At 64.4% G+C, this 18,951-nt stretch carries 16 protein-coding genes; 9 read left to right on the top strand and 7 right to left on the bottom strand.

Annotated elements, in window-relative coordinates:
• Positions 1-23 precede the first annotated feature (23 nt).
• The 5 genes from ACVWY6_RS24490 (at position 24) to ACVWY6_RS24470 (ending at position 5,140) form a co-directional block, all read left to right on the top strand.
• On the top strand, positions 24-509 hold the full coding sequence (locus tag ACVWY6_RS24490; protein WP_023957794.1) for a general stress protein: 486 nt from the start codon (positions 24-26) through the stop codon (positions 507-509).
• 233 nt (positions 510-742) lie between these two features.
• Positions 743-2,188: an extracellular solute-binding protein gene (locus ACVWY6_RS24485; protein ID WP_400727058.1), complete on the top strand. Its 1,446-nt coding sequence runs from the start codon at positions 743-745 to the stop codon at positions 2,186-2,188.
• Positions 2,185-3,126, top strand: a complete 942-nt coding sequence (locus tag ACVWY6_RS24480) for a carbohydrate ABC transporter permease (protein WP_030174192.1) — start codon at positions 2,185-2,187, stop codon at positions 3,124-3,126. The genes ACVWY6_RS24485 and ACVWY6_RS24480 overlap by 4 nt, the downstream gene beginning before the upstream one ends.
• Before the next feature lie 7 nt (positions 3,127-3,133).
• Positions 3,134-3,964 carry a carbohydrate ABC transporter permease gene (locus ACVWY6_RS24475; RefSeq protein ID WP_023957800.1) on the top strand — a complete coding sequence of 277 codons (831 nt, stop codon included), beginning with the start codon at positions 3,134-3,136 and terminating at the stop codon, positions 3,962-3,964.
• 3 nt (positions 3,965-3,967) lie between these two features.
• Positions 3,968-5,140: an ABC transporter ATP-binding protein gene (locus tag ACVWY6_RS24470; protein ID WP_062800187.1), complete on the top strand. Its 1,173-nt coding sequence runs from the start codon at positions 3,968-3,970 to the stop codon at positions 5,138-5,140.
• Between the two features lie 95 nt (positions 5,141-5,235).
• Here ACVWY6_RS24470 and ACVWY6_RS24465 read toward each other — a convergent pair whose 3' ends face one another.
• Both ACVWY6_RS24465 and ACVWY6_RS24460 read right to left on the bottom strand, forming a co-directional pair.
• On the bottom strand, positions 5,236-6,099 hold the full coding sequence (locus ACVWY6_RS24465) for a hypothetical protein (protein WP_023957804.1): 864 nt from the start codon (positions 6,097-6,099) through the stop codon (positions 5,236-5,238).
• Positions 6,089-6,820: a metallophosphoesterase family protein gene (locus ACVWY6_RS24460; RefSeq protein ID WP_062800190.1), complete on the bottom strand. Its 732-nt coding sequence runs from the start codon at positions 6,818-6,820 to the stop codon at positions 6,089-6,091. Before ACVWY6_RS24460 ends, ACVWY6_RS24465 begins: the two co-directional genes overlap by 11 nt.
• Positions 6,821-6,902: 82 nt before the next feature.
• Between ACVWY6_RS24460 and ACVWY6_RS24455 the strand changes: the two genes are divergently transcribed.
• The gene (locus tag ACVWY6_RS24455; RefSeq protein WP_457541521.1) at positions 6,903-7,514 is read left to right on the top strand and encodes a suppressor of fused domain protein; all 612 of its coding nucleotides are present in this window, start codon (positions 6,903-6,905) and stop codon (positions 7,512-7,514) included.
• Between the two features lie 27 nt (positions 7,515-7,541).
• Here the strand turns inward: ACVWY6_RS24455 and ACVWY6_RS24450 are convergent, their stop codons facing one another.
• Positions 7,542-8,609, bottom strand: coding sequence for a magnesium and cobalt transport protein CorA (locus tag ACVWY6_RS24450; RefSeq protein ID WP_457541519.1), 1,068 nt, complete (start codon positions 8,607-8,609; stop codon positions 7,542-7,544).
• A 253-nt stretch (positions 8,610-8,862) separates the two neighbouring features.
• Between ACVWY6_RS24450 and ACVWY6_RS24445 the strand changes: the two genes are divergently transcribed.
• Both ACVWY6_RS24445 and ACVWY6_RS24440 read left to right on the top strand, forming a co-directional pair.
• The gene (locus tag ACVWY6_RS24445; RefSeq protein ID WP_457541551.1) at positions 8,863-10,044 is read left to right on the top strand and encodes an NAD(P)-dependent malic enzyme; all 1,182 of its coding nucleotides are present in this window, start codon (positions 8,863-8,865) and stop codon (positions 10,042-10,044) included.
• The gene (locus ACVWY6_RS24440; RefSeq protein ID WP_457541517.1) at positions 10,041-10,919 is read left to right on the top strand and encodes a glycine betaine ABC transporter substrate-binding protein; all 879 of its coding nucleotides are present in this window, start codon (positions 10,041-10,043) and stop codon (positions 10,917-10,919) included. The genes ACVWY6_RS24445 and ACVWY6_RS24440 overlap by 4 nt, the downstream gene beginning before the upstream one ends.
• Here the strand turns inward: ACVWY6_RS24440 and ACVWY6_RS24435 are convergent.
• From ACVWY6_RS24435 to ACVWY6_RS24425, 3 genes are read right to left on the bottom strand one after another with little or no spacing between them, the layout of a single operon-like run.
• Positions 10,875-11,816 (bottom strand): alpha/beta hydrolase, encoded by a 942-nt coding sequence (locus ACVWY6_RS24435; protein ID WP_457541516.1) that lies wholly within the window; start codon positions 11,814-11,816, stop codon positions 10,875-10,877. The two genes, ACVWY6_RS24440 and ACVWY6_RS24435, sit on opposite strands and share 45 nt — an antisense overlap.
• Before the next feature lie 12 nt (positions 11,817-11,828).
• A complete protein-coding gene (locus ACVWY6_RS24430) occupies positions 11,829-12,692 on the bottom strand; it encodes an SDR family NAD(P)-dependent oxidoreductase (RefSeq protein ID WP_023957819.1) in 864 nt (287 codons plus the stop codon).
• Positions 12,689-14,218, bottom strand: a complete 1,530-nt coding sequence (locus tag ACVWY6_RS24425; RefSeq protein WP_457541514.1) for a flavin-containing monooxygenase — start codon at positions 14,216-14,218, stop codon at positions 12,689-12,691. Before ACVWY6_RS24425 ends, ACVWY6_RS24430 begins: the two co-directional genes overlap by 4 nt.
• A 91-nt stretch (positions 14,219-14,309) precedes the next feature.
• Between ACVWY6_RS24425 and ACVWY6_RS24420 the strand changes: the two genes are divergently transcribed.
• Positions 14,310-14,921: a TetR/AcrR family transcriptional regulator gene (locus ACVWY6_RS24420; protein WP_457541512.1), complete on the top strand. Its 612-nt coding sequence runs from the start codon at positions 14,310-14,312 to the stop codon at positions 14,919-14,921.
• Between the two features lie 68 nt (positions 14,922-14,989).
• On the opposite strand, the gene ACVWY6_RS24415 is transcribed toward ACVWY6_RS24420, so the two are convergent.
• Entirely contained in the window at positions 14,990-18,865 is a 3,876-nt protein-coding gene (locus tag ACVWY6_RS24415) for a multifunctional oxoglutarate decarboxylase/oxoglutarate dehydrogenase thiamine pyrophosphate-binding subunit/dihydrolipoyllysine-residue succinyltransferase subunit (protein WP_457541511.1), read from the bottom strand.
• Between the last annotated feature and the right edge of the window lie 86 nt (positions 18,866-18,951).

The raw sequence follows: 18,951 nt of genomic DNA, 5'->3' as shown, positions 1-18,951 counted from the left end.
GCGTTCGAACAAGGAGTGAAGACATGAGCAATCCGATGAAACCCGCGCCGGGGCCCGGCCTGCCCACGCCGCCCAAGGGCTGGCCGATCGGGTCGTACACCACCTATGCCGAGGCGCAGCGTGCCGTCGACTACCTCTCGGACGAGAACTTCGCCGTGCAGGACGTCACCATCGTGGGTGTGGACCTGATGCAGGTCGAGCGTGTGCTCGGCCGATTGACATGGGGCAAGGTGATCGGCGGAGGTGTGGTGTCCGGCGCCTGGCTGGGACTGTTCTTCGGGCTGCTCGTCGGCATCGTGGTGGACACCAATCCATTGGTGCCGCTGCTCTTCGGGCTCGTCGGCGGCATCGTCTTCGGCGTGGTGTCCACCTCTATTCCCTATGCGGCCACGCGCGGACAGCGTGACTTCTCCTCGACGATGCAGCTGGTCGCCGGACGGTACGACGTGCTGTGCGATCCGCGCAGTGCCGAACGCGCCCGCGACATGTTGAGTCGCCTGCAGCCGTAGCTGCCCCGCCCGGCGCAGGTCAGGGCCTTTCTGCAGTCAACGATTTGGTCTCGAGTTGGCACGATCATGCCGATTGTGTTGCGTGTCACTATTTAACGCCTATAACGTACGTCGCAGGCAATCAATGGTGTGCGCCGAGATCCCTGCGCGCACCGGCGACTCATCGAGGAGGCTGCGTGCAGTGCAACGGTGATCCACCCGCGGTGGACGACAAATCCGCAAGAGCCAAGACAATCGGTGGGCCCAAGAAGGTCGCCGCCTGGAAGAAGCTCGGAATATCTTGTGCTGCAGTGGCTGTGGCACTGCCGGTGCTCAGCGCGTGCAGTTCGGGTTCCACGCCGGGCACGCTCAACGTGTACGCACCCGCCGACGGCGCATCGTTCATCAAGCAGGCCGCCGAGACCTGCGCAGCGAATTCGAAAGGCGAATACAAGATCAACACGTTCGCGCTGCCCAAGGCAGCCGACGATCAGCGTCTGCAATTGGCACGACGGCTCGCGGGCAACGACCACGGCCTCGACCTGATGGGTATGGACGTGGTGTGGACCGCCGAGTTCGCCGACGCGGGCTGGATCGAGCCGGTTCCTGACGAGTTGGCGGCACGCATCAAGGCCGACACCCTCGGTGGGCCATACGAAACCGCTGTCTGGAAGACCGACGACGACGAGGCCAAACGCCTCTACGCCATTCCCACATGGACCAACACCCAGCTCCTCTGGTACCGACCCGATGTGCTGCAGCAGTACCTCAACAAGGACACGCCGCCGGTCACGTGGGACGAGATGCTGGCGGACAACGAGATCATCCGCAAGGCCGGTGGACCGAGCTACATCATGGTCCAGGGCAAGCAATACGAGGGTTTGATGGTCTGGTTCAACTCGGTGCTCTCCAGTGCCGGGGGCCAGGTCGTCGACCCGAACGATCCGAACAAGCAGACGCTCAACGACACCCCGGAACATCGCGCGGCCACGGTGAAGGCACTGCAGACCCTCAAGTCGGTCGCCACAGCGCCCGGCGCCGACCCGTCCATCACCAACAGCGATGAGTCCTCGGCCCGCCTGGGCATGGAATCGGGCAAGGCGACCTTCGAGGTCAACTGGCCGTTCGTGTTTCCCTCGATGCGGTCCAACGCCGGAGCCGGTGATGTGGCGTTCCTGCCCGAGGTGAAGCAGGAGTTCGGCCCCTTGTTCGCCGATCCGGACAACCCGCCGCCGGACAACGAACTCGCACCTGTGAACGACGTGGTGCGCACCAAGTTCGACTTCGCCAGGTACCCGGGTGTCCTTCCGGAGGTTCCCTCCAAGGTGACCCTCGGTGGCGTGAACATCGCGGTCGCCGACACCTCGGAGCAGAAGGATCTCGCGTTCAAGGCTGCCGAGTGCATGACCAACGAGGAGTCGCAGAAGCTGTACTCCATCAGTGGTGGTACCCCGCCCACGTTGGCGGCGATCTACGACGACCCGGACTTCCAGGCCGCGTACCCGATGGGGCAACAGATCAAGACGCAGCTCGAGAGCGAGAACGCCGCGTTGCGGCCGGCATCGCCCGTCTATCAAGCAATTTCGACGTTGCTGGTGGCCAAGCTCAGCCCGGTCGGCGCCTGGGATCCGGAGACCCTGGTCGACCAGCTCGCCGATCAGGTCGACAAAGCCATCAAGGGTGAGGGGCTGATCCCATGACCGCGACCATCGAGACGCAGAACGCGCCGCAGAGCACCGGTAAGAAGAAGCCGGCGCTCAGCGAGGGAAAGCGCGCCGAACGCCGGCTGGGGTTGCTGCTGATCGCACCCGCTGTGGTCCTGATGATCCTGGTGACCGGGTACCCGATCGTGTACGCGTTCTGGCTGAGTTTGCAGAAGGCAAGCCTGTCGGCACCCGGGCAGGACGAGTTCGTCGGGTTCTCGAACTACGCGACCGTGCTGAGTGACAGTTACTGGTGGACGGCCTTCAGTGTCACGATGGGCATCACCGTGGTCTCGGTGGTGATCGAGCTGGTGCTGGGCATGGCCATCGCGCTGGTGATGCACCGAACCCTGTTCGGCAAGGGCGCGATTCGCACCTTGGTGCTGATCCCTTACGGCATCGTCACCGTGGTCGCCGCGTTCTCGTGGTACTACGCGTGGACGCCGGACACCGGCTACCTGGCCAATCTGCTGCCCGACGGCACAGCGCCTTTGACGGAACAGTGGCCGTCGTTGGCGGTGATCGTGTTGGCCGAGGTCTGGAAGACCACGCCGTTCATGGCGCTACTCCTCCTGGCCGGCCTGGCGCTGGTGCCCGACGACCTGCTCAAGGCCGCACAGATGGACGGCGCCGGAGCGTGGACACGCCTGACGAAGATCATCCTGCCGCTGATGAAGCCGGCGATCCTCGTCGCACTCCTGTTCCGCACCCTGGACGCGTTCCGGGTGTTCGACAACATCTACATCCTCACCCGAGGTAGCAACAACACCTATTCGGTGTCGATGTTGGGCTACGACAACCTCTTCAAGGCATTCAACCTAGGAGTTGGATCAGCGATCAGTGTGCTCATCTTCCTGTGCGTGGCGATCATCGCCTTCGTCTTCATCAAGCTGTTCGGTGCTTCGGCGCCCGGCTCCGACGCAGAAGGACGGTGACTGAGCCATGAACACTGTGATGGGCCGACGTGTCGGCTGGACCGTTATCAACCTGCTGGTTGTCCTCTACGCACTGATCCCGGTGCTGTGGATCATCAGCTTGTCGTTCAAGCCACCCGGCTCTGTCAAGGACGGCAAGTTCATCCCTACTTCCTGGACCTGGGAGAACTACACCAGCATCTTCGACACCAGTGCGTTCACCTCGGCGCTGATCAACTCGATCGGAATCGGGCTGATCACCACGGTGATCGCGGTGACCCTGGGCACGATGGCCGCCTACGCTGTTGCGCGGCTTGACTTCCCGGGCAAGAAGGCGCTGATCGGCGCAGCCCTGCTGATCGCCATGTTCCCGCAGATCTCGCTGGTGACACCGTTGTTCAACATCGAGCGGCGTCTCGGGCTCTTCGACACCTGGGCCGGCCTGATCATCCCGTACATCACCTTCGCGCTGCCGCTGGCGATCTACACGTTGTCCGCGTTCTTCCGTGAGATCCCTTGGGAGCTGGAGAAAGCCGCGAAGATGGACGGAGCCACCCCGGCTCAGGCCTTCCGCAAGGTGATCGCGCCACTGGCCGCACCGGGCATCGTGACCGCTGCGATCCTCGTGTTCATCTTCGCCTGGAACGACCTGTTGCTAGCGATCTCGCTGACATCGACGGAGCGTTCGATCACTGCCCCGGTGGCGATTGCGAACTTCACCGGCAGCAGCCAGTTCGAAGAACCCACGGGATCCATCGCGGCTGCGGCCGTGGTCATCACGATCCCCATCATCATCTTTGTCCTCTTGTTCCAACGTCGTATCGTTGCCGGTTTGACCTCCGGCGCCGTGAAGGGATAGCCAATGGCCGAAATCGTGCTGGACAAGGTGAGCAAGAAGTACCCGGACGGTTCTGTGGCCGTCAACGACGTCGACATCACCATCGCCGACGGCGAGTTCATCATCCTGGTGGGCCCGTCGGGTTGTGGAAAGTCCACCACCCTCAACATGATCGCCGGTCTGGAGGACATCTCCTCCGGTGAACTCCGCATCGCGGGAGAACGGGTCAACGAGAAGGCACCGAAAGACCGCGACATCGCGATGGTGTTCCAGTCCTACGCGCTGTACCCGCACATGACGGTGCGTGACAACATCGCGTTCCCGCTGACCCTGGCGAAGATGCCCAAGGCCGAGATCTCGCAGAAGGTTGACGAGGCAGCGCGCATCCTCGACCTCGGTCAGTACCTCGACCGCAAGCCGGCCAACCTCTCCGGTGGTCAACGGCAGCGGGTGGCCATGGGCCGCGCGATCGTGCGCTCTCCCAAGGCGTTCCTGATGGACGAGCCGCTGTCGAACCTCGATGCGAAGCTGCGTGTGCAGACCCGTACCGAGATCGCCCAGCTGCAGCAGCGTCTCGGCACCACCACGGTCTACGTCACCCACGACCAGACCGAGGCCATGACCCTCGGCGACCGGGTTGTGGTCCTGCGCGCCGGCCTGGTGCAGCAGATCGGTTCTCCGCAGGAGCTCTACAACCGGCCGTCGAACCTGTTCGTCGCCGGGTTCATCGGCTCGCCGGCCATGAACTTCCTGCCCGGACGCCTCACCCAGAACGGCATCGAAACCGCGATCGGTGAGGTGGCGGTCAGCGATATGCGGCGAGTGGTGGAGAACGCCAAACATGCTCGCAGCAACGGCGAGGTGCTCATCGGCATCCGGCCGGAGCACTTCGAAGATGCTCGTCTGGTCGACCCACTGGCGCGGTCCAAGGGAGCCACCTTCACCGTGCAGATCAGCGTGCTCGAGTCGATGGGCTCGGACAACTACGCGCACTTCACCGTCGAGGGCGGCCAGTCGTCCGCCAAGGCGCTTGCGGACATCGCGGCGGATGCCGGTGCGCAGATGGGTAGCGGCCAACTGATCGCCCGCCTCTCACCGGAGTCGAACATCGGCAAGGGGCAGCAGGCAGAGCTCTTCTACGACACCTCCAAGGTGTCGGTGTTCGATCAGGCGAGCGGTCACAACCTCAGCCTGTAGTAGTACCGATCGACAGTCGAGCCCGGCGGGTAATCCCGCCGGGCTCGCTGCGTTGTAGATGCGTTGTGGACAGGGCGCGTGGGCAACGCGTGCGATCAGGTCGACTTACGCCTGCGACGGGAATGTTCACGCAGCTCGTCGATGATTGCTTCGTCCCAGATGTGCTTGCGTACCAAGCGGTATCGTTCCGACGCCAGCCACAGATAGAGCTCGGCGTCGCTCGTGACCTCGGGGAGTATCTCGGCGCGCCGAGCCATCCGCACCACCGGCAGGAACTCCTCGCCGAACCACCGGCGGGCGACCTCCACCCGGCTCAGGAACGTGCCGGTCTCCTGACTGAGCCGAAACCCCCAGGCCTCCACGTTCTCGGCGCACTCGGCGTAGTCGAAGGGGTCCTCGAACGAAATGGCCTCGCGTTGCTTGCCTTCCAGCGGGACCCGGGACAAGAACAGACGCCGATGGTCCTTGAGGACAAGATCGGATCGAGCGGTGATGCCCTCGGGGGAGATGCGGGTGTGGATCACGGTCACGTACGCGTCGATGGTCGTGAAATGTCGTGAGATCGCGATCGAGACGCGGTGGTGCCCGTCGATGACGAAGTGCATGTCGCCGATGCGGTAGAGCTGCACCGGCGGTACGGATTCACCGCGTCGCTGGGCGGTGGCAAGGCGCTGCCAGCGTTCGCGTACGCGGGCCGACGTGGGCCGGAAGTAGCGGTCGAAGTCGCGGGTGCGGTCCACGCTGCCGACGATCGTGGAGACCTCGACAACGGTGAGCCCGAGGAACGTCTCGCCCGTCTTACCCAGGGCCGCAACGACTTCGTCGAACGGCAGGACCGTGTTGACGTCTGCGGGTTGTCGGGTGAGCCAGGCCGACAGACGTGCCAGCTCGGCTCGTCTGCGTTGCCTGCTGAAGTCGTTCTCGGCGTCGGCGCTGGGAAAACCGGTGTCACGCGCCATGGCGTCTCCGGTGTATCCGGATCCCGGTTCCGCCGGGCTCGATGTCGAACAGGCAGTAGCCGACGGTGTTCAGCGAGAGTGTGCTGCGGCGCAGGGTCTTGCCCGGGATCGTCTTGAGCAGGATGGTGTGATCCATCGGGGTCTGGCCGTGGGGATGGATGTGGCCATGGAGCAGGAGCTGTGGACGCAACCGGTAGACCAGCGGGAGGAAACAGCGGAACCCGCGATGCGGGCCGTCTTCGGCGTCCCCGATGCCGCGCGCCGGACTGTGGGTGAGCAGGATGTCGACGGCCGACTTCCCGGGCATCATCCGATACGCGAAGCGGCGCAAGGCCAGTCGATTGGCCCGTTGACGCTGGGCCGCCTCCCGGTACTGATTGGGGCCGTCGTTGTAGCGAATACAGCCACCCAGTCCGGCAATGCGCACACCGGCCACCGTGACGATGCGGCCGTCGGCGTTCACCGCGCCCTCGGGCCCCGGATCGCGGACCGGCAATCCGGCCTCGGTCCAGCCCGCCCTGGTCTTCTTGAAGCCGGACAGGTCCCGGTCGTGGTTGCCGGGTACAAACACGCACGGAACACCGAAATGGGCCATGAGCTTCTCGAGATAATCGAAGGGCAGGTCACCGGCAGCGACGATCAGGTCGGGCGCCAACTCCTCGGCAACCCCGTAGTAGAGGCTGTCGACGACCTCGTCCGATACCGAAAGCACACGCACCACGTCTTCGACCCTAGACGCGGCCGGGTGATGACGCGCCGAAGACCGCGATTACGGGTCAGATGAGGGGGATTACCCTGAGCGTGTGAGCGAGTCGGAGTCGTCGGTGATCGATCGGGTGGCGGCGCACCTGCGTGAGATGTTCGACGACGTCGAACCCCAGCGGGCGTCGGTCACCTTCCTCGGGCTCGAATCGATTGACGTCCTTCGTTTTTCAATCGCGCCCGATAGCGTGGCGTACGTGTCGCTCGGCTGCAGCCGGCATCCGATGGGGGAACCGGACCAGCTGATCGTGGATCCGACGGCGGGACCCCGCGCGGAGGTGGTGATCCGGATGCGTCTGTCCGATGCCTCAGCCCGTTCCACACAGCTGATCGGGCTGCACCGCACGGTCGCGATGCTGGCCGCGGCGCCGGCGGTGGAAGGGTTGGTCTTGACCGCCGATGCGCTGATCGATCTCGGCGAACCCCTCTGGGAAGGGGCGACCTTCACGGCCGTCGTACTCGAGGACGACAAGATCGCGCCGTGCGAGATACCCGGTGACCTCGAAGACGTGCATTTCTTCCGGGCGATCCCCGTCACGGCAAACGAGGCGGCGTGGGTCCGGCTCAAAGGTGTGGACGCACTCCGCGCAGCGTGGACCGAAGCGGGAATCGACGTGAACGACCCGGTCAGGGCAGGCGCCACCATCGGTTGACCGTCGACCGCGGGCGTGCGCGCATGGTCACAGCCAGTGATTGCGCCGGAACGTCCGCCAGAGGCCCACGCAGATCGTGGCCAGCAAGGTCAGCACCACGAAGTAGCCGTACTTCCAGTGCAGTTCCGGGATGTTGTCGAAGTTCATCCCGTAGATACCCGCGATCATCGTGGGCACCGATGCGATCGCCACCCATGCCGAGATCTTGCGCATGTCGGTGTTCTGCTGGATACCGACCTTGGCCAATGCGGCGTCGATCAGCGATGTCAGGACCTCGTCATAACTCGCGATCCGCTCGTTGACGCTGGTGTGATGGTCCTGGACGTCGCGGAAATAGCGCCGTACCTCTTTCGGGATCAGCTTGTCCTCGGACGAGGTGAGCCGGCGCAGCGCCGCGTCGAGTGGGTCGACGGCCCGTCGCAGTTCCATGACCTCACGCTTGAGGAGGTAGACGGGTTCGATCTCGATCCGGCGGCCGGGCGAGAAGACGTTCTCTTCGAGCGCATCGACGTCGAACTCCACGGCGGTGGTGACGTCGACATAGGTGTCGACCACATGGTCGGCCACGGCATGCATCACCGCGGTGGGCCCCAGAGCCAGGCGCTCGGGGAGTTCCTCGAGTTGCTTGCGAACCCCCGAGAGCCCCGTGTGGTCACCGTGGCGCACTGTGATCACGAACTCGTTGCCCGCCATCACCATGATCTCGCCGGTCTCGACGACCTCGTTCGCCACCTGTAGAGATTCGTGGGCAACATATTTGACGGTCTTCAGTACCAGGAACAACGTGTTGTCGTATTGCTCGAGTTTCGGCCGCTGATGGGCTTGCACAGCGTCTTCGACCATCAGTTCGTGCAGGCCGAACGTGTTGGCCACCCCTTCCATCTGCCGGCTGTCGGGGGAGTGCAGACCCACCCACACGTAGCCCCGCCCGGTCGAGCGCACCTCGTCGAGGGCGTGACTGAACGTGCGCAGCCCCGGCAGGCGTTTGCCGTCGACGTACACCGCACAGTCGACGACTGCACGTGACGGCGGGATGGGCACCCTGGAGGAGGGTTTGCCTGGTGTGTTGGTACGCAGATGCGGCCGTGGCGGCATGGCACCTCCCTTGTCTGTGCGTGGCGAAAGTCCACCGGGGATGCTACGCCCGGAACCGCGACGCCCACCGATTCCGGCGGTTGCGCGGGGCCCCGGCAGCGGGATTGCGTCTGGATCATCGGTGCTGGTTGATGTCGAATCGGTGGAGTGCGGGCTGCGAACACGTCACGACCACCCGAGACAACCTCACGACTACCAGGTATGGCCGTGAGAGCTTTTGGGTTGAAGTAGCGTGATCGGCGTGACTGACCTGATGGGCAGTGAACTGCCCGCCCCCGACGCCGACGCATCGACAATCACCCGCGACGAGATCTTCGCCGGCCATGAGGGTGGCAAATTGTCCGTGAGTATCACCTCGCCGCTCGACACCAAGCGTGCTCTATCGATCGCCTACACACCCGGCGTCGCCGAGGTGTCCCGCGCCATCGCGGCCGACCCCGAATTGGCCCGGCGCTACACCTGGACCAATCGTCTCGTCGCGGTGGTCAGCGACGGCAGTGCGGTGCTGGGGCTCGGTGACATCGGTCCGAGCGCCTCACTGCCCGTCATGGAGGGCAAGTCGGCGCTGTTCAAGAACTTCGCCGGGCTCGACTCGATCCCCCTGGTGCTCAGCACCAAGGACCCCGACGAGATCGTCGAGACGCTGATCCGCCTGCGGCACTCCTTCGGTGCGGTGAACCTGGAGGACATCTCGGCACCGCGGTGTTTCGAGATCGAGAAGCGGGTGATCGAAGCCCTTGACTGTCCGGTCATGCACGACGATCAGCACGGCACCGCCATCGTGGTGCTCGCCGCGCTGAAAGCGGCCACCAAGCTGCTGAAGAAAGACCGCAGCACCCTCAAGATCGTCATCTCGGGGTGCGGCGCCGCCGGCGTGGCCTGCGCCAACATCCTGCTTGCCGACGGCATCGCCGACGTCACGGTGATCGACAGCAAGGGCATCGTGCACAGTGGCCGTGACAACCTGCACGACGTCAAGGTCGACATGGCCGGGCGCACCAACCCCGACGGCCGGACCGGATCGTTGTCGGACGCCCTCGTCGATGCTGATGTGTTCCTGGGGGTGAGTGCCGGAAAGGTGCCCGAGGACGCCCTCGCGACGATGAACTCCGATGCGATCATCTTCGCTCTGTCCAATCCTGATCCCGAGGTCCATCCCGACGTCGCGCGCAAGTACGCGGCAGTGGTCGCCACGGGTCGCAGTGACTTCCCGAACCAGATCAACAATGTGCTGGCCTTCCCCGGAGTGTTCCGTGGAGCGCTCGATGCGGGCGCACGACGCATCACCGAGGAGATGAAGTTGGCCGCCGCCGACGCGATCGTCGAGGTCCTCGGCGATGACCTGTCCGCAGAGATGATCGTGCCGAGCCCGCTGGACCCCCGAGTGGCACCTGCGGTCGCCGACGCGGTTGCCAGGGTGGCCACGCAAGAGTGAATTCCGCTCTGCTGCAACACATCCGACGAGGTCTGCCGGTCCTGGTGGTGGCCTGCGCGCTGATGGTCGCCGCTTGTTCGGACCCGGGACCCGCGCCGCAGGAGCTGGTGATGGGGTCGACGGCCGATACGCCGAGTCGAGTTGCCACAGCCATCTATGCGGGAGCTCTTCGCGGGGCAGGGGCGGCGGTCTCGGACGAACATCCGGTGGCCGGCTACAGTGGCCTGCTCGACCAGATGGACAACCGCACAGTGGATCTGTTCCCGGCGTGGTCCGGAGAATTGCTGGCACAGCTCGATCCGGGGGCATCGGGACGCACCTCGGAGGACGTCTACAACCAGCTCAATCAGGCACTACCGCAGGGTGTCTCGGCGGGCGATGCCACCACCGTGCAGAACAAGCCGCTGGTGTTCGTGTCCAGTGACCTCGCCGCCACGGCCGACATCGATGAACTCGCAGAGTGCGCCGCACTCCCGGCAGGGCTGCCTCTGGTCACCGTGGAGGAACCGGCGCCAGAGACGGTCAGCGACTTGGCCGGGGCGGGATGCGCCTTCGGTCCCGCTCGGGTGTTGGACGCGCAGGCGGCGGTCGCGGAAGTGGCCGCGGGCCGCGCCGCAGGGTTGTTCTCGGCATTGGGTGTGGTGGCCGACGACGCCGGACTCCAGGGTCTCGACGACGGCAACGATGCGATGCGGGCGCAGGACCTGGTCCCGATCTTCCGCACCGCGGCCCTCAGCCGCACGTTGTTCCGTGCGATGAACAAGGTTGCGGGCGAGTTGACCACCGCCGACCTGACCACCATGGCGGCCGAGGTCGACGGTGGTGCGGAGCTATCCGGCGTTGCGACCCGCTGGCTCGGTGAGCACAGCCTGTGAGTACCGCAGCCGATCACTGAGGAATCGACCCAGGTCGTCAACTGCGGCGGCAGCCTCGGTCACCAGCGGTGCCGCGGTGTGCGCCACGTGCCACAGCGGACCGAGATCGGATGCGGTGACGTCGACCCCTGCCTCACGCAGGGACGCGACGAACTCGGTGACCTGCTCGAGCAACAGTTCACGCTGACCGATCTGGACCAGGGTGGGCGGTAGCCCCTCCAAAGGTCCGACGGCCGGCGCATACCGGGGATCGGTGGGATCACCGTCTCCGAGGTAGGCGGCTGCGCCCTGACGCGACCACTCGAGGTTCACGACGATGTCGGTGCCGAGATCCTCCGACACCCCAGCAGGGTTCACCCATGGTGAGATCAGACCGAGCGCAGCGGGAGTGACCCCGTGCTCGTCGATCAATACCCGCGCAGTGGCCACGCTGAGCCCGCCGCCTGCCGAATCTCCCGCGATCGCCACGGACTCGGGACTGTATCCGCGTTCGAGCAGGGCGAGGTAGGCGGCAACCGAGTCATCGACCGCGGCGGGCATCGGATGCTCGGGTGCAAGCCGGTAGTCGAGGGCATAGACCTCGGCGCCTGCGGCCCGCGCAAGCGTGGTGGTCAGTGCCCGGTGGGTGGTCGGGGACCCGACGATGTAGGCACCGCCGTGCAGATACAGCACCGCCCGACCGTGTTCGGTGGCCCCGACACTGACCCGCTCGGCAGACCGATCGCCCAGGGTCACCGACCGGATCACCGAGTGAGGCACCTTCGGCAGCAGCAACGTACTCATCTCCAGCAGCTTGCGCTGGGTCTGCGGCGACCATCGCGAATTGAGGGTGAGGGCGAACAGCGGCCGGAAGATGAGTTCACCGGCCGGGACCGACAGAAATGGTTTCAGTTCCATGATCGTCAGGGGTCAGAGGAGCGGAGACGTGGAGGTCACGGGCGACGGGTCCGCCTTCGGCAGCAACCTGACCGCCAGCTTGCTGTTGACGATCTCGTACATGGATCCGCCGGCGCGAACCAGCAGATCGAGCACCTTGGCGTCGGCGCCGACGAGAACCCGTGGACGGTTGCGCTCGATCGCCTTGATGATGATCTCCGCGGCCCGTGCCGAGGTGGTGCGGGCCAGCTTCTTGTCGAACAACTCGGCGGTGTTCTTCTGGTCGTGCCCTTCGGACACGGTGGCGTTGCGGGCGATCGCGGTCTTGATGCCACCGGGATGGACGCAGGTGACGTTCACCGGATGTCCGGCGATCCGCATCTCTTGATACAGCGATTCGGTGAAGCCGCGGACCGCGAACTTTGCCGCGTTGTACGCACTTTGACCCGGCATGGCCAGGATGCCGAACAACGACGAGGTGTTCACGACATGCCCGTCGCCCGATGCGATCAGGTACGGCAGGAACGCTTTGGTCCCGTTCACCACGCCCCAGTAGTCCACGTCCATCACGCGTTCGTACTGCTTGAACTCGGTCAGCTCGACTTCACCGTGATGGGCGATGCCGGCGTTGTTGATGACGAGGTTGACCTTGCCGAAATGCTGGGCGACATCATCCGCGTAGGTGAGGACGGCTTCGCGTTCGGCAACATTGAGCAGCTGCGAATGTACTTCGGCGCCTTGCTCTTTGAGCATGCGCTCGGTCTCTTCGAGACCGGCGGGATTGACGTCCGAGATGGCGACCTTGGCGCCCTTGGCTGCGAGTTGGAGTGCCAGGTCGCGGCCCATGCCCGAACCGGCGCCGGTCACCACGGCCACTTTGCCCCTGAAGTCCTTCATGACGTCACCGCTTCTTTCAGTGTGTTGGTCGTGCCATCGCCATCGCCTGCCGCGGGAGCGATCGCGGCTGCGGTCGAGGTGTCGTACGCAGCCAGGTCGAACTTACGGGTCAGGCGCCGGTAGTTGAAGGTGAATCCGGGCCACAGCGTGGTGATGTTGCCGAACTTGTCCTTGTACCAGCTCGCGCAGCCGCCGGTTTCCCAGACACTCGTCTTGAGATTCTTCTGGATGGTGGCGTTGTAATCGTGCTGTGCGTCGGCCCGCACCTCCACCCGGGAGATGCCGTACTCGCGGGACAGTTTGAAGTAGTCGACGAGGTAGTTGAGCTGGGACTCGATCATGTAGACCATCGAGGTGTGGCCCAGCCCGGTGGACGGTCCCACCATCAGGAACATGTTGGGGAAGCCGTTGACGGTCGAACCCTTGTAGGCGTTCATCCCCTCGGCCTCCCAGACCTGGGCGAGGCTGCGCCCGTCCTTGCCGATGATGTGCTCGAACGTGGGGGAGTCGGTCACGTGGAAGCCGGTCGCGATGACGATGGCGTCGACCTCGCGGCTCACGCCATCGGCAGTGATGATGCCGCTGGTGGTGACTTCCTTGATCGGGTCGGTGACCAACTCGACGTTGGACTGGTTCAGCGCCGGGTAGTAGGTGTTCGACAACAGGATCCGCTTGCAGCCGACCTTCCAGTTCGGGGTGACCTTCGCCCGGAGCGCCGGGTCGGAGATACCGCGAGCGATGTTCTGCTTGCCGATGATCTTCGCGGGTGCCAGGACGTTGGGCTGGTGGGTGAGGCCGAACGAGACCAATTCGTGCGAGGCGTAGATGCTCGCGCGCACCGCACGCTGGAATCCGGGGATGTTCTTGAACGCCCAGTTCTCCTTGGCGGAGTAGGGCCGGTCGGCACGCGGCAGCACCCAGGGGGCAGTGCGCTGGTAGACGTCGAGTCGCCCGACCTTCTTGGCCAACTCGGGGATGATCTGGATGGCCGAGGCGCCGGTCCCGATCACTGCTACGCGCTTACCGGCCAGGTCGTAGTCGTGGTTCCATCGCGCCGAGTGGAAGATCTCGCCGGTGAAGCTCTCGATGCCGGTGACGTCGGGGAGCTTGGGCTCGCAGAGGGGGCCGATCCCGCCGATGAGGAACTCGGCCTGCCACTGACCCTTGTCGGTGTCGATCACCCAGTGGCCGGCCTTCTCGTCCCAGGCGGTCTTGATGACCTCGGTGTTCCACTGGGTCCGCGACCCCAGGTCGTACTTGTCGGCGACGCCGTTGATGTACTTGTGGATCTCGGGCTGCTGCGAGAAGGAGCGGCTCCACGAGGGGTTGAGCGCAAATGAGTAGGAGTACAGGTGCGAGGGGACGTCGCATGCCGCACCGGGATAGGTGTTGTCGCGCCAGGTACCACCGAAATTGCTGCCGCGGTCGAGGATGACGAAGTCGTCGAAACCGTTCTGCTGCAGCTTGACGGCAGCACCCAATCCGGAAAAGCCTGCGCCGATGATGGCGATCTTTACAACGTTCATGGGTACGAACATACCGCCTATTGACGAGCTGTCAATAGCGGAACGGCGTCCACGGCCCGACTATTGACGAAGAGTCAGTACTATCGGACGCGTGACGACCGCTCGGCGAACCCGGATGAGCCCACAGGCACGGCGTGATCAGCTGATCAGCCACGGCCTGCGGATGCTCGACAACCGCGCGCTCGACCAGGTGTCCGTCGAGGAGGTCGCCGAGGCAGCGGGCGTGTCGCGGGCTCTGCTCTTCCACTATTTCGAGTCGAAGCAGGACTTCCTGGTGGCACTGACCACGGAGCAGAGCAGGCGGATGCTCGCGCGAACCGAACCCGATCTGAGTCTCGGCGATCCGATCGAGATCGCCCGGGCATCGCTGGCCCAGTACATCGACTACGTGTCGGCGAACCGTTCGGCTTATCTCGCGATCTTGCAGGGGAGCGGTGCCTCGGATCCGGCGATGCGTGAGGTCGCCGAGCACACCCGGACCGTGATGGCCGAACGGGTGTTGTCGCTGGCCGAACTTCTCGATCTGACGCGCACCCCGCTGATCGAACTCGCCGTACACGGTTGGGTCACCTTCACCGAGCAGGTGACCGTTCGGTGGCTGCAAGATTCAGTCGGCGTGGACCGCGACGCCCTCGTCGAATTGATCACCCGCGCACTGCCGCTCATCGCGACACTGGCAGCAGCCACCCCCACCACCCAATGATGGGGCCTTTTGGCGAGTAAAGCCCAGGTGGACTTCGCCAAAAGGCCCCATCATCGGGGTATGACCGGTCAGCCGAAGGCGGTGTCGATGATCTCCTGCTGCTCGACGGCGTGCACCTTCGACGAACCCGACGACGGGGCCGACATCGCCCGTCGCGAGACCCGGCGCAGGCCGTTGAAGAACTCGGGCAGCATCTCGGGGAGCGTTAGACCGAAGAAGGGCCACGGACCCTGGTTGGCCGGCTCTTCCTGGACCCAGAAGATCTCTTCCATGCTGGTGTAGCGGCTCAGTGCCGAGCGCAAACGCTTGTGCGGCACCGGGTAGAGCTGCTCGATACGGACGATCGCGACATCGTCACGCTTGTCCTTGGCCTTGCGTGCGGCCAGTTCGTAGTACAACTTGCCCGACACCAGCAGCACCCGCCGGACCTTCTCGCGTTCGGCATCGGAGGTGAAGGCCGGATCGTCGATGACCGACTGGAAACGACCTTCGGTGAACTCCGACACCGGCGACACCGCAGCCTTGTTCCGCAGCATCGACTTCGGGGTGAAGACGACGAGCGGACGGCTGATGCCATCGAGCACATGGCGACGCAGCAGGTGGAAGTAGCTTGCGGGAGTCGACGGTAGGGCCACGGTCATCGAGCCCTCTGCGCACAGCTGCAGGAACCGCTCGATACGTCCCGACGTGTGGTCGGGACCCTGACCCTCGTGACCGTGCGGCAGCAGCAGTACCACGTCGGAGGTCTGACCCCACTTGGCCTCACCCGACGAGATGAACTCGTCGATGATCGACTGGGCGCCGTTCACGAAGTCACCGAACTGGGCTTCCCACAGCACAAGGGCATCGGGATGACCGACCGAGTATCCGTATTCGAAGCCGACCACCGCATATTCGCTGAGTGCGGAGTCGTAGGCGAGGAATCGGCCCGGCTTGTCCGGGTTGGTCTCGGCGACCGTACGCAGCGGTGTGTACTCCTCGCCGGTCTCCCGGTCGATCAGTACCGAGTGACGCTGGGTGAAGGTGCCTCGGCGGGAGTCCTGACCGGACAGTCGCACGGTGCGGCCCTCTTCGACCAGTGAACCGAATGCGAGCAGCTCACCGAACGCCCAGTCGACATCGCCGTTACGCGACATCTCGTAGCGCTTCTTGAGCACGGGCTGGACACGCTGGTGCACGGTGAAACCCTTGGGCACGTTGATGAACGCGTCGCCGATCCGTTCCATCGTCTCTTTGCTGATGGCGGTGTCCAGCTTCACCGGTGCCTGCTGGTCGGCCTCGACCGAGGGGCTCGGTGCAGCCTGGTACTTCTCCAACTCACGGACCTCGTTGAAGACCCGTTCGAGCTGACCCTGGTAGTCGCGCAGGGCGTCTTCGGCTTCCTTGGTGGAGATGTCACCACGGCCGATGAGCGCTTCGGTGTAGCTCTTGCGCACCGACCGCTTGGTGTCGATGACGTCGTACATCGCCGGCTGGGTCATCGAGGGATCATCACCCTCGTTGTGGCCGCGACGGCGGTAGCAGACCAGGTCGATGACAACGTCCTTGTTGAACGCCTGCCGGTAGTCGACGGCCAGCTTGGCCACCCACACACATGCTTCGGGATCGTCGCCGTTCACGTGGAAGATCGGCGCACCGATCATCTTCGCGACATCGGTGCAGTATTCCGACGACCGCGATGCCTCCGGGGCGGTGGTGAAACCGACCTGGTTGTTCACCACGATGTGGATGGTGCCGCCGGTGCGGTAACCCCGCAGCATGGCGAGGTTCAGCGTCTCGGCGACCACACCCTGGCCTGCGAACGCGGCATCGCCGTGCAACATCAGCGGCAGCACGGTGAACGCGCCGTCGCCCTTGTCGTGCAGGTCCTGCTTGGCCCGCACCAGACCTTCGAGGACCGGGTCGACGGCCTCGAGGTGAGACGGGTTGGCGGTGAGGGAGACGTTGATCTCGTTGTCGCCGAACATCTGGTAGTACTTGCCCTCGGCGCCGAGGTGGTACTTGACGTCGCCTGAGCCGTGCGCCTGCGACGGGTTCAGGTTGCCCTCGAACTCGGTGAAGATCTTCGAGTACGGCTTGCCGACGATGTTCGCGAGCACATTGAGCCGGCCACGGTGGGGCATGCCCACAACCACTTCGTCGAGGCCGTATTCGGCGCTCTGATCGATCACGCCGTCCATCATCGGGATGACTGCCTCGGCACCCTCGAGCGAGAACCGTTTCTGCCCGACGTACTTGGTCTGCAGGAACGTCTCGAATGCCTCGGCTGCGTTGAGCTTGGAGAGGATGTACTTCTGCTCCGCGACGGGCGGTTTGACGTGCTTGATCTCCACCCGTTCCTGCAGCCACTGTTGCTGCTCGGGCTCGAGAATGTGGGTGTACTCCACACCGACGTGCCGGCAGTAGGAGTCGCGCAGGATCGACAGGACATCGCGCAACTTCATCTTGTTCTCGCCGTGGAACCCACCGACGTTGAAGCTGCGATCGAGATCCCAGAGCGTCAGATCGTAGGTCAGCACGTTGAGGTCGGGGTGAGCCGACCGTGCGTCCGAATCGATCATCAGAGGGTCGATGTCCGCCATCAGATGGCCACGGTTGCGGTATGCCGCAATCAGTTCCAGTACGCGGGCGTTCTTGTCGACGGCGCCTTCGGGGATGTCGCGACGCCAGCGGATCGGCTCATACGGGATGTGGAGCGTGGTGAAGATCTGGTCGAAGAACTCGTCCGACAGCAGCAACTGATGGATGGTGCGCAGGAAATCACCCGACTCCGCGCCCTGGATGATGCGGTGGTCATACGTGGACGTCAGCGTCATCAGTTTTCCGACGCCGAGCGCCGAGATCTGCTCGTCGGAGGCGCCCTGGAACTCGGCCGGGTACTCCATCGCGCCCGCGCCCACGATCGCGCCCTGGCCCTTCATCAACCGCGGCACCGAGTGGACCGTGCCGATGGTTCCGGGGTTGGTGAGCGAAATCGTCACGCCCGCAAAGTCTTCGGCGGTCAGCTTGCCCTCGCGAGCCCGCCTGACAATGTCTTCGTAAGCCGCGTGGAACTGCGCGAAGTTCATGGTCTCGCAACGCTTGATCGCCGCGACCACAAGCGTGCGGGAACCGTCTTTGCCGGGCAGGTCGATCGCCAGGCCGAGGTTGGTGTGCGCCGGGGTCACCACGTTCGGCTTGCCGTCGACCTCTTCGAAGTGGCGGTTCAAGTTCGGGAACGACTTGATCGCCTGGACGATCGCGTACCCGAGGATGTGGGTGAACGACACCTTGCCGCCACGGGTGCGGGCGAGGTGGTTGTTGATGACCACCCGGTTGTCGATCATCAGTTTGGCGGGCACCGCGCGAACGCTGGTGGCCGTCGGAATCTGCAGCGAGGCCGCCATGTTCTTGGCAACAGCGGCAGCGGCACCACGCAGGACCTTGTTGCTGGCCTCGGTCGGTGCATCGGCTGCTGCCGGCGCAGACTTCTTCGCCGGGGAGTCCTTCTTGGTGGGGGCGTCCTTGCGGGGGGCCGGCGCGGACTTCTTGGCCGCCGGTGCGGCATCCTTGCTCACCGACTCCGCGGACTTGTCGGTGGTCGAATCGGCCGAGGTGGTGGTCGACGACGAGGCGTCCCTGCTGTGCTCGGACTGGCCGGCAGCGGCCTTGCTCGCCGGAGTCGGGTCGACAGCGGGCTTGGCCGCGGATCCGTTGGCGGAGGACTTGGGGGCAGCAGAGCCGTTCGATGAGGCGTCGGCCTTCGGCTGTGACCCAGCAGTCGCCTTCGACGCCGACTTCGGCGGGGATTTCGCCTCCTCGGACCCATTACCCTCTGCGCCATAACTCTTCAGGAAGTCATGCCAACTCGGGTCCACCGAGCTCGGGTCTTCTTTGAAGCGCTGGTACATTTCCTCAACCAGCCACTCGTTCTGTCCGAAGTCTGAAATCGAACTGCTGCTCACGGCAGTATCTCGCCTCAATTCCCTTTACGTATCCATGTCGAGTCCCGCGCCAGGGGCCGTCTCCGCCGCTATCACGCCGCCCGGAA

The organism is Williamsia sp. R60 (assembly GCF_054063855.1).
The sequence above is the reverse complement of the archived record's forward strand: the minus strand, read 5'-3'. Positions and strand labels throughout refer to the sequence as shown.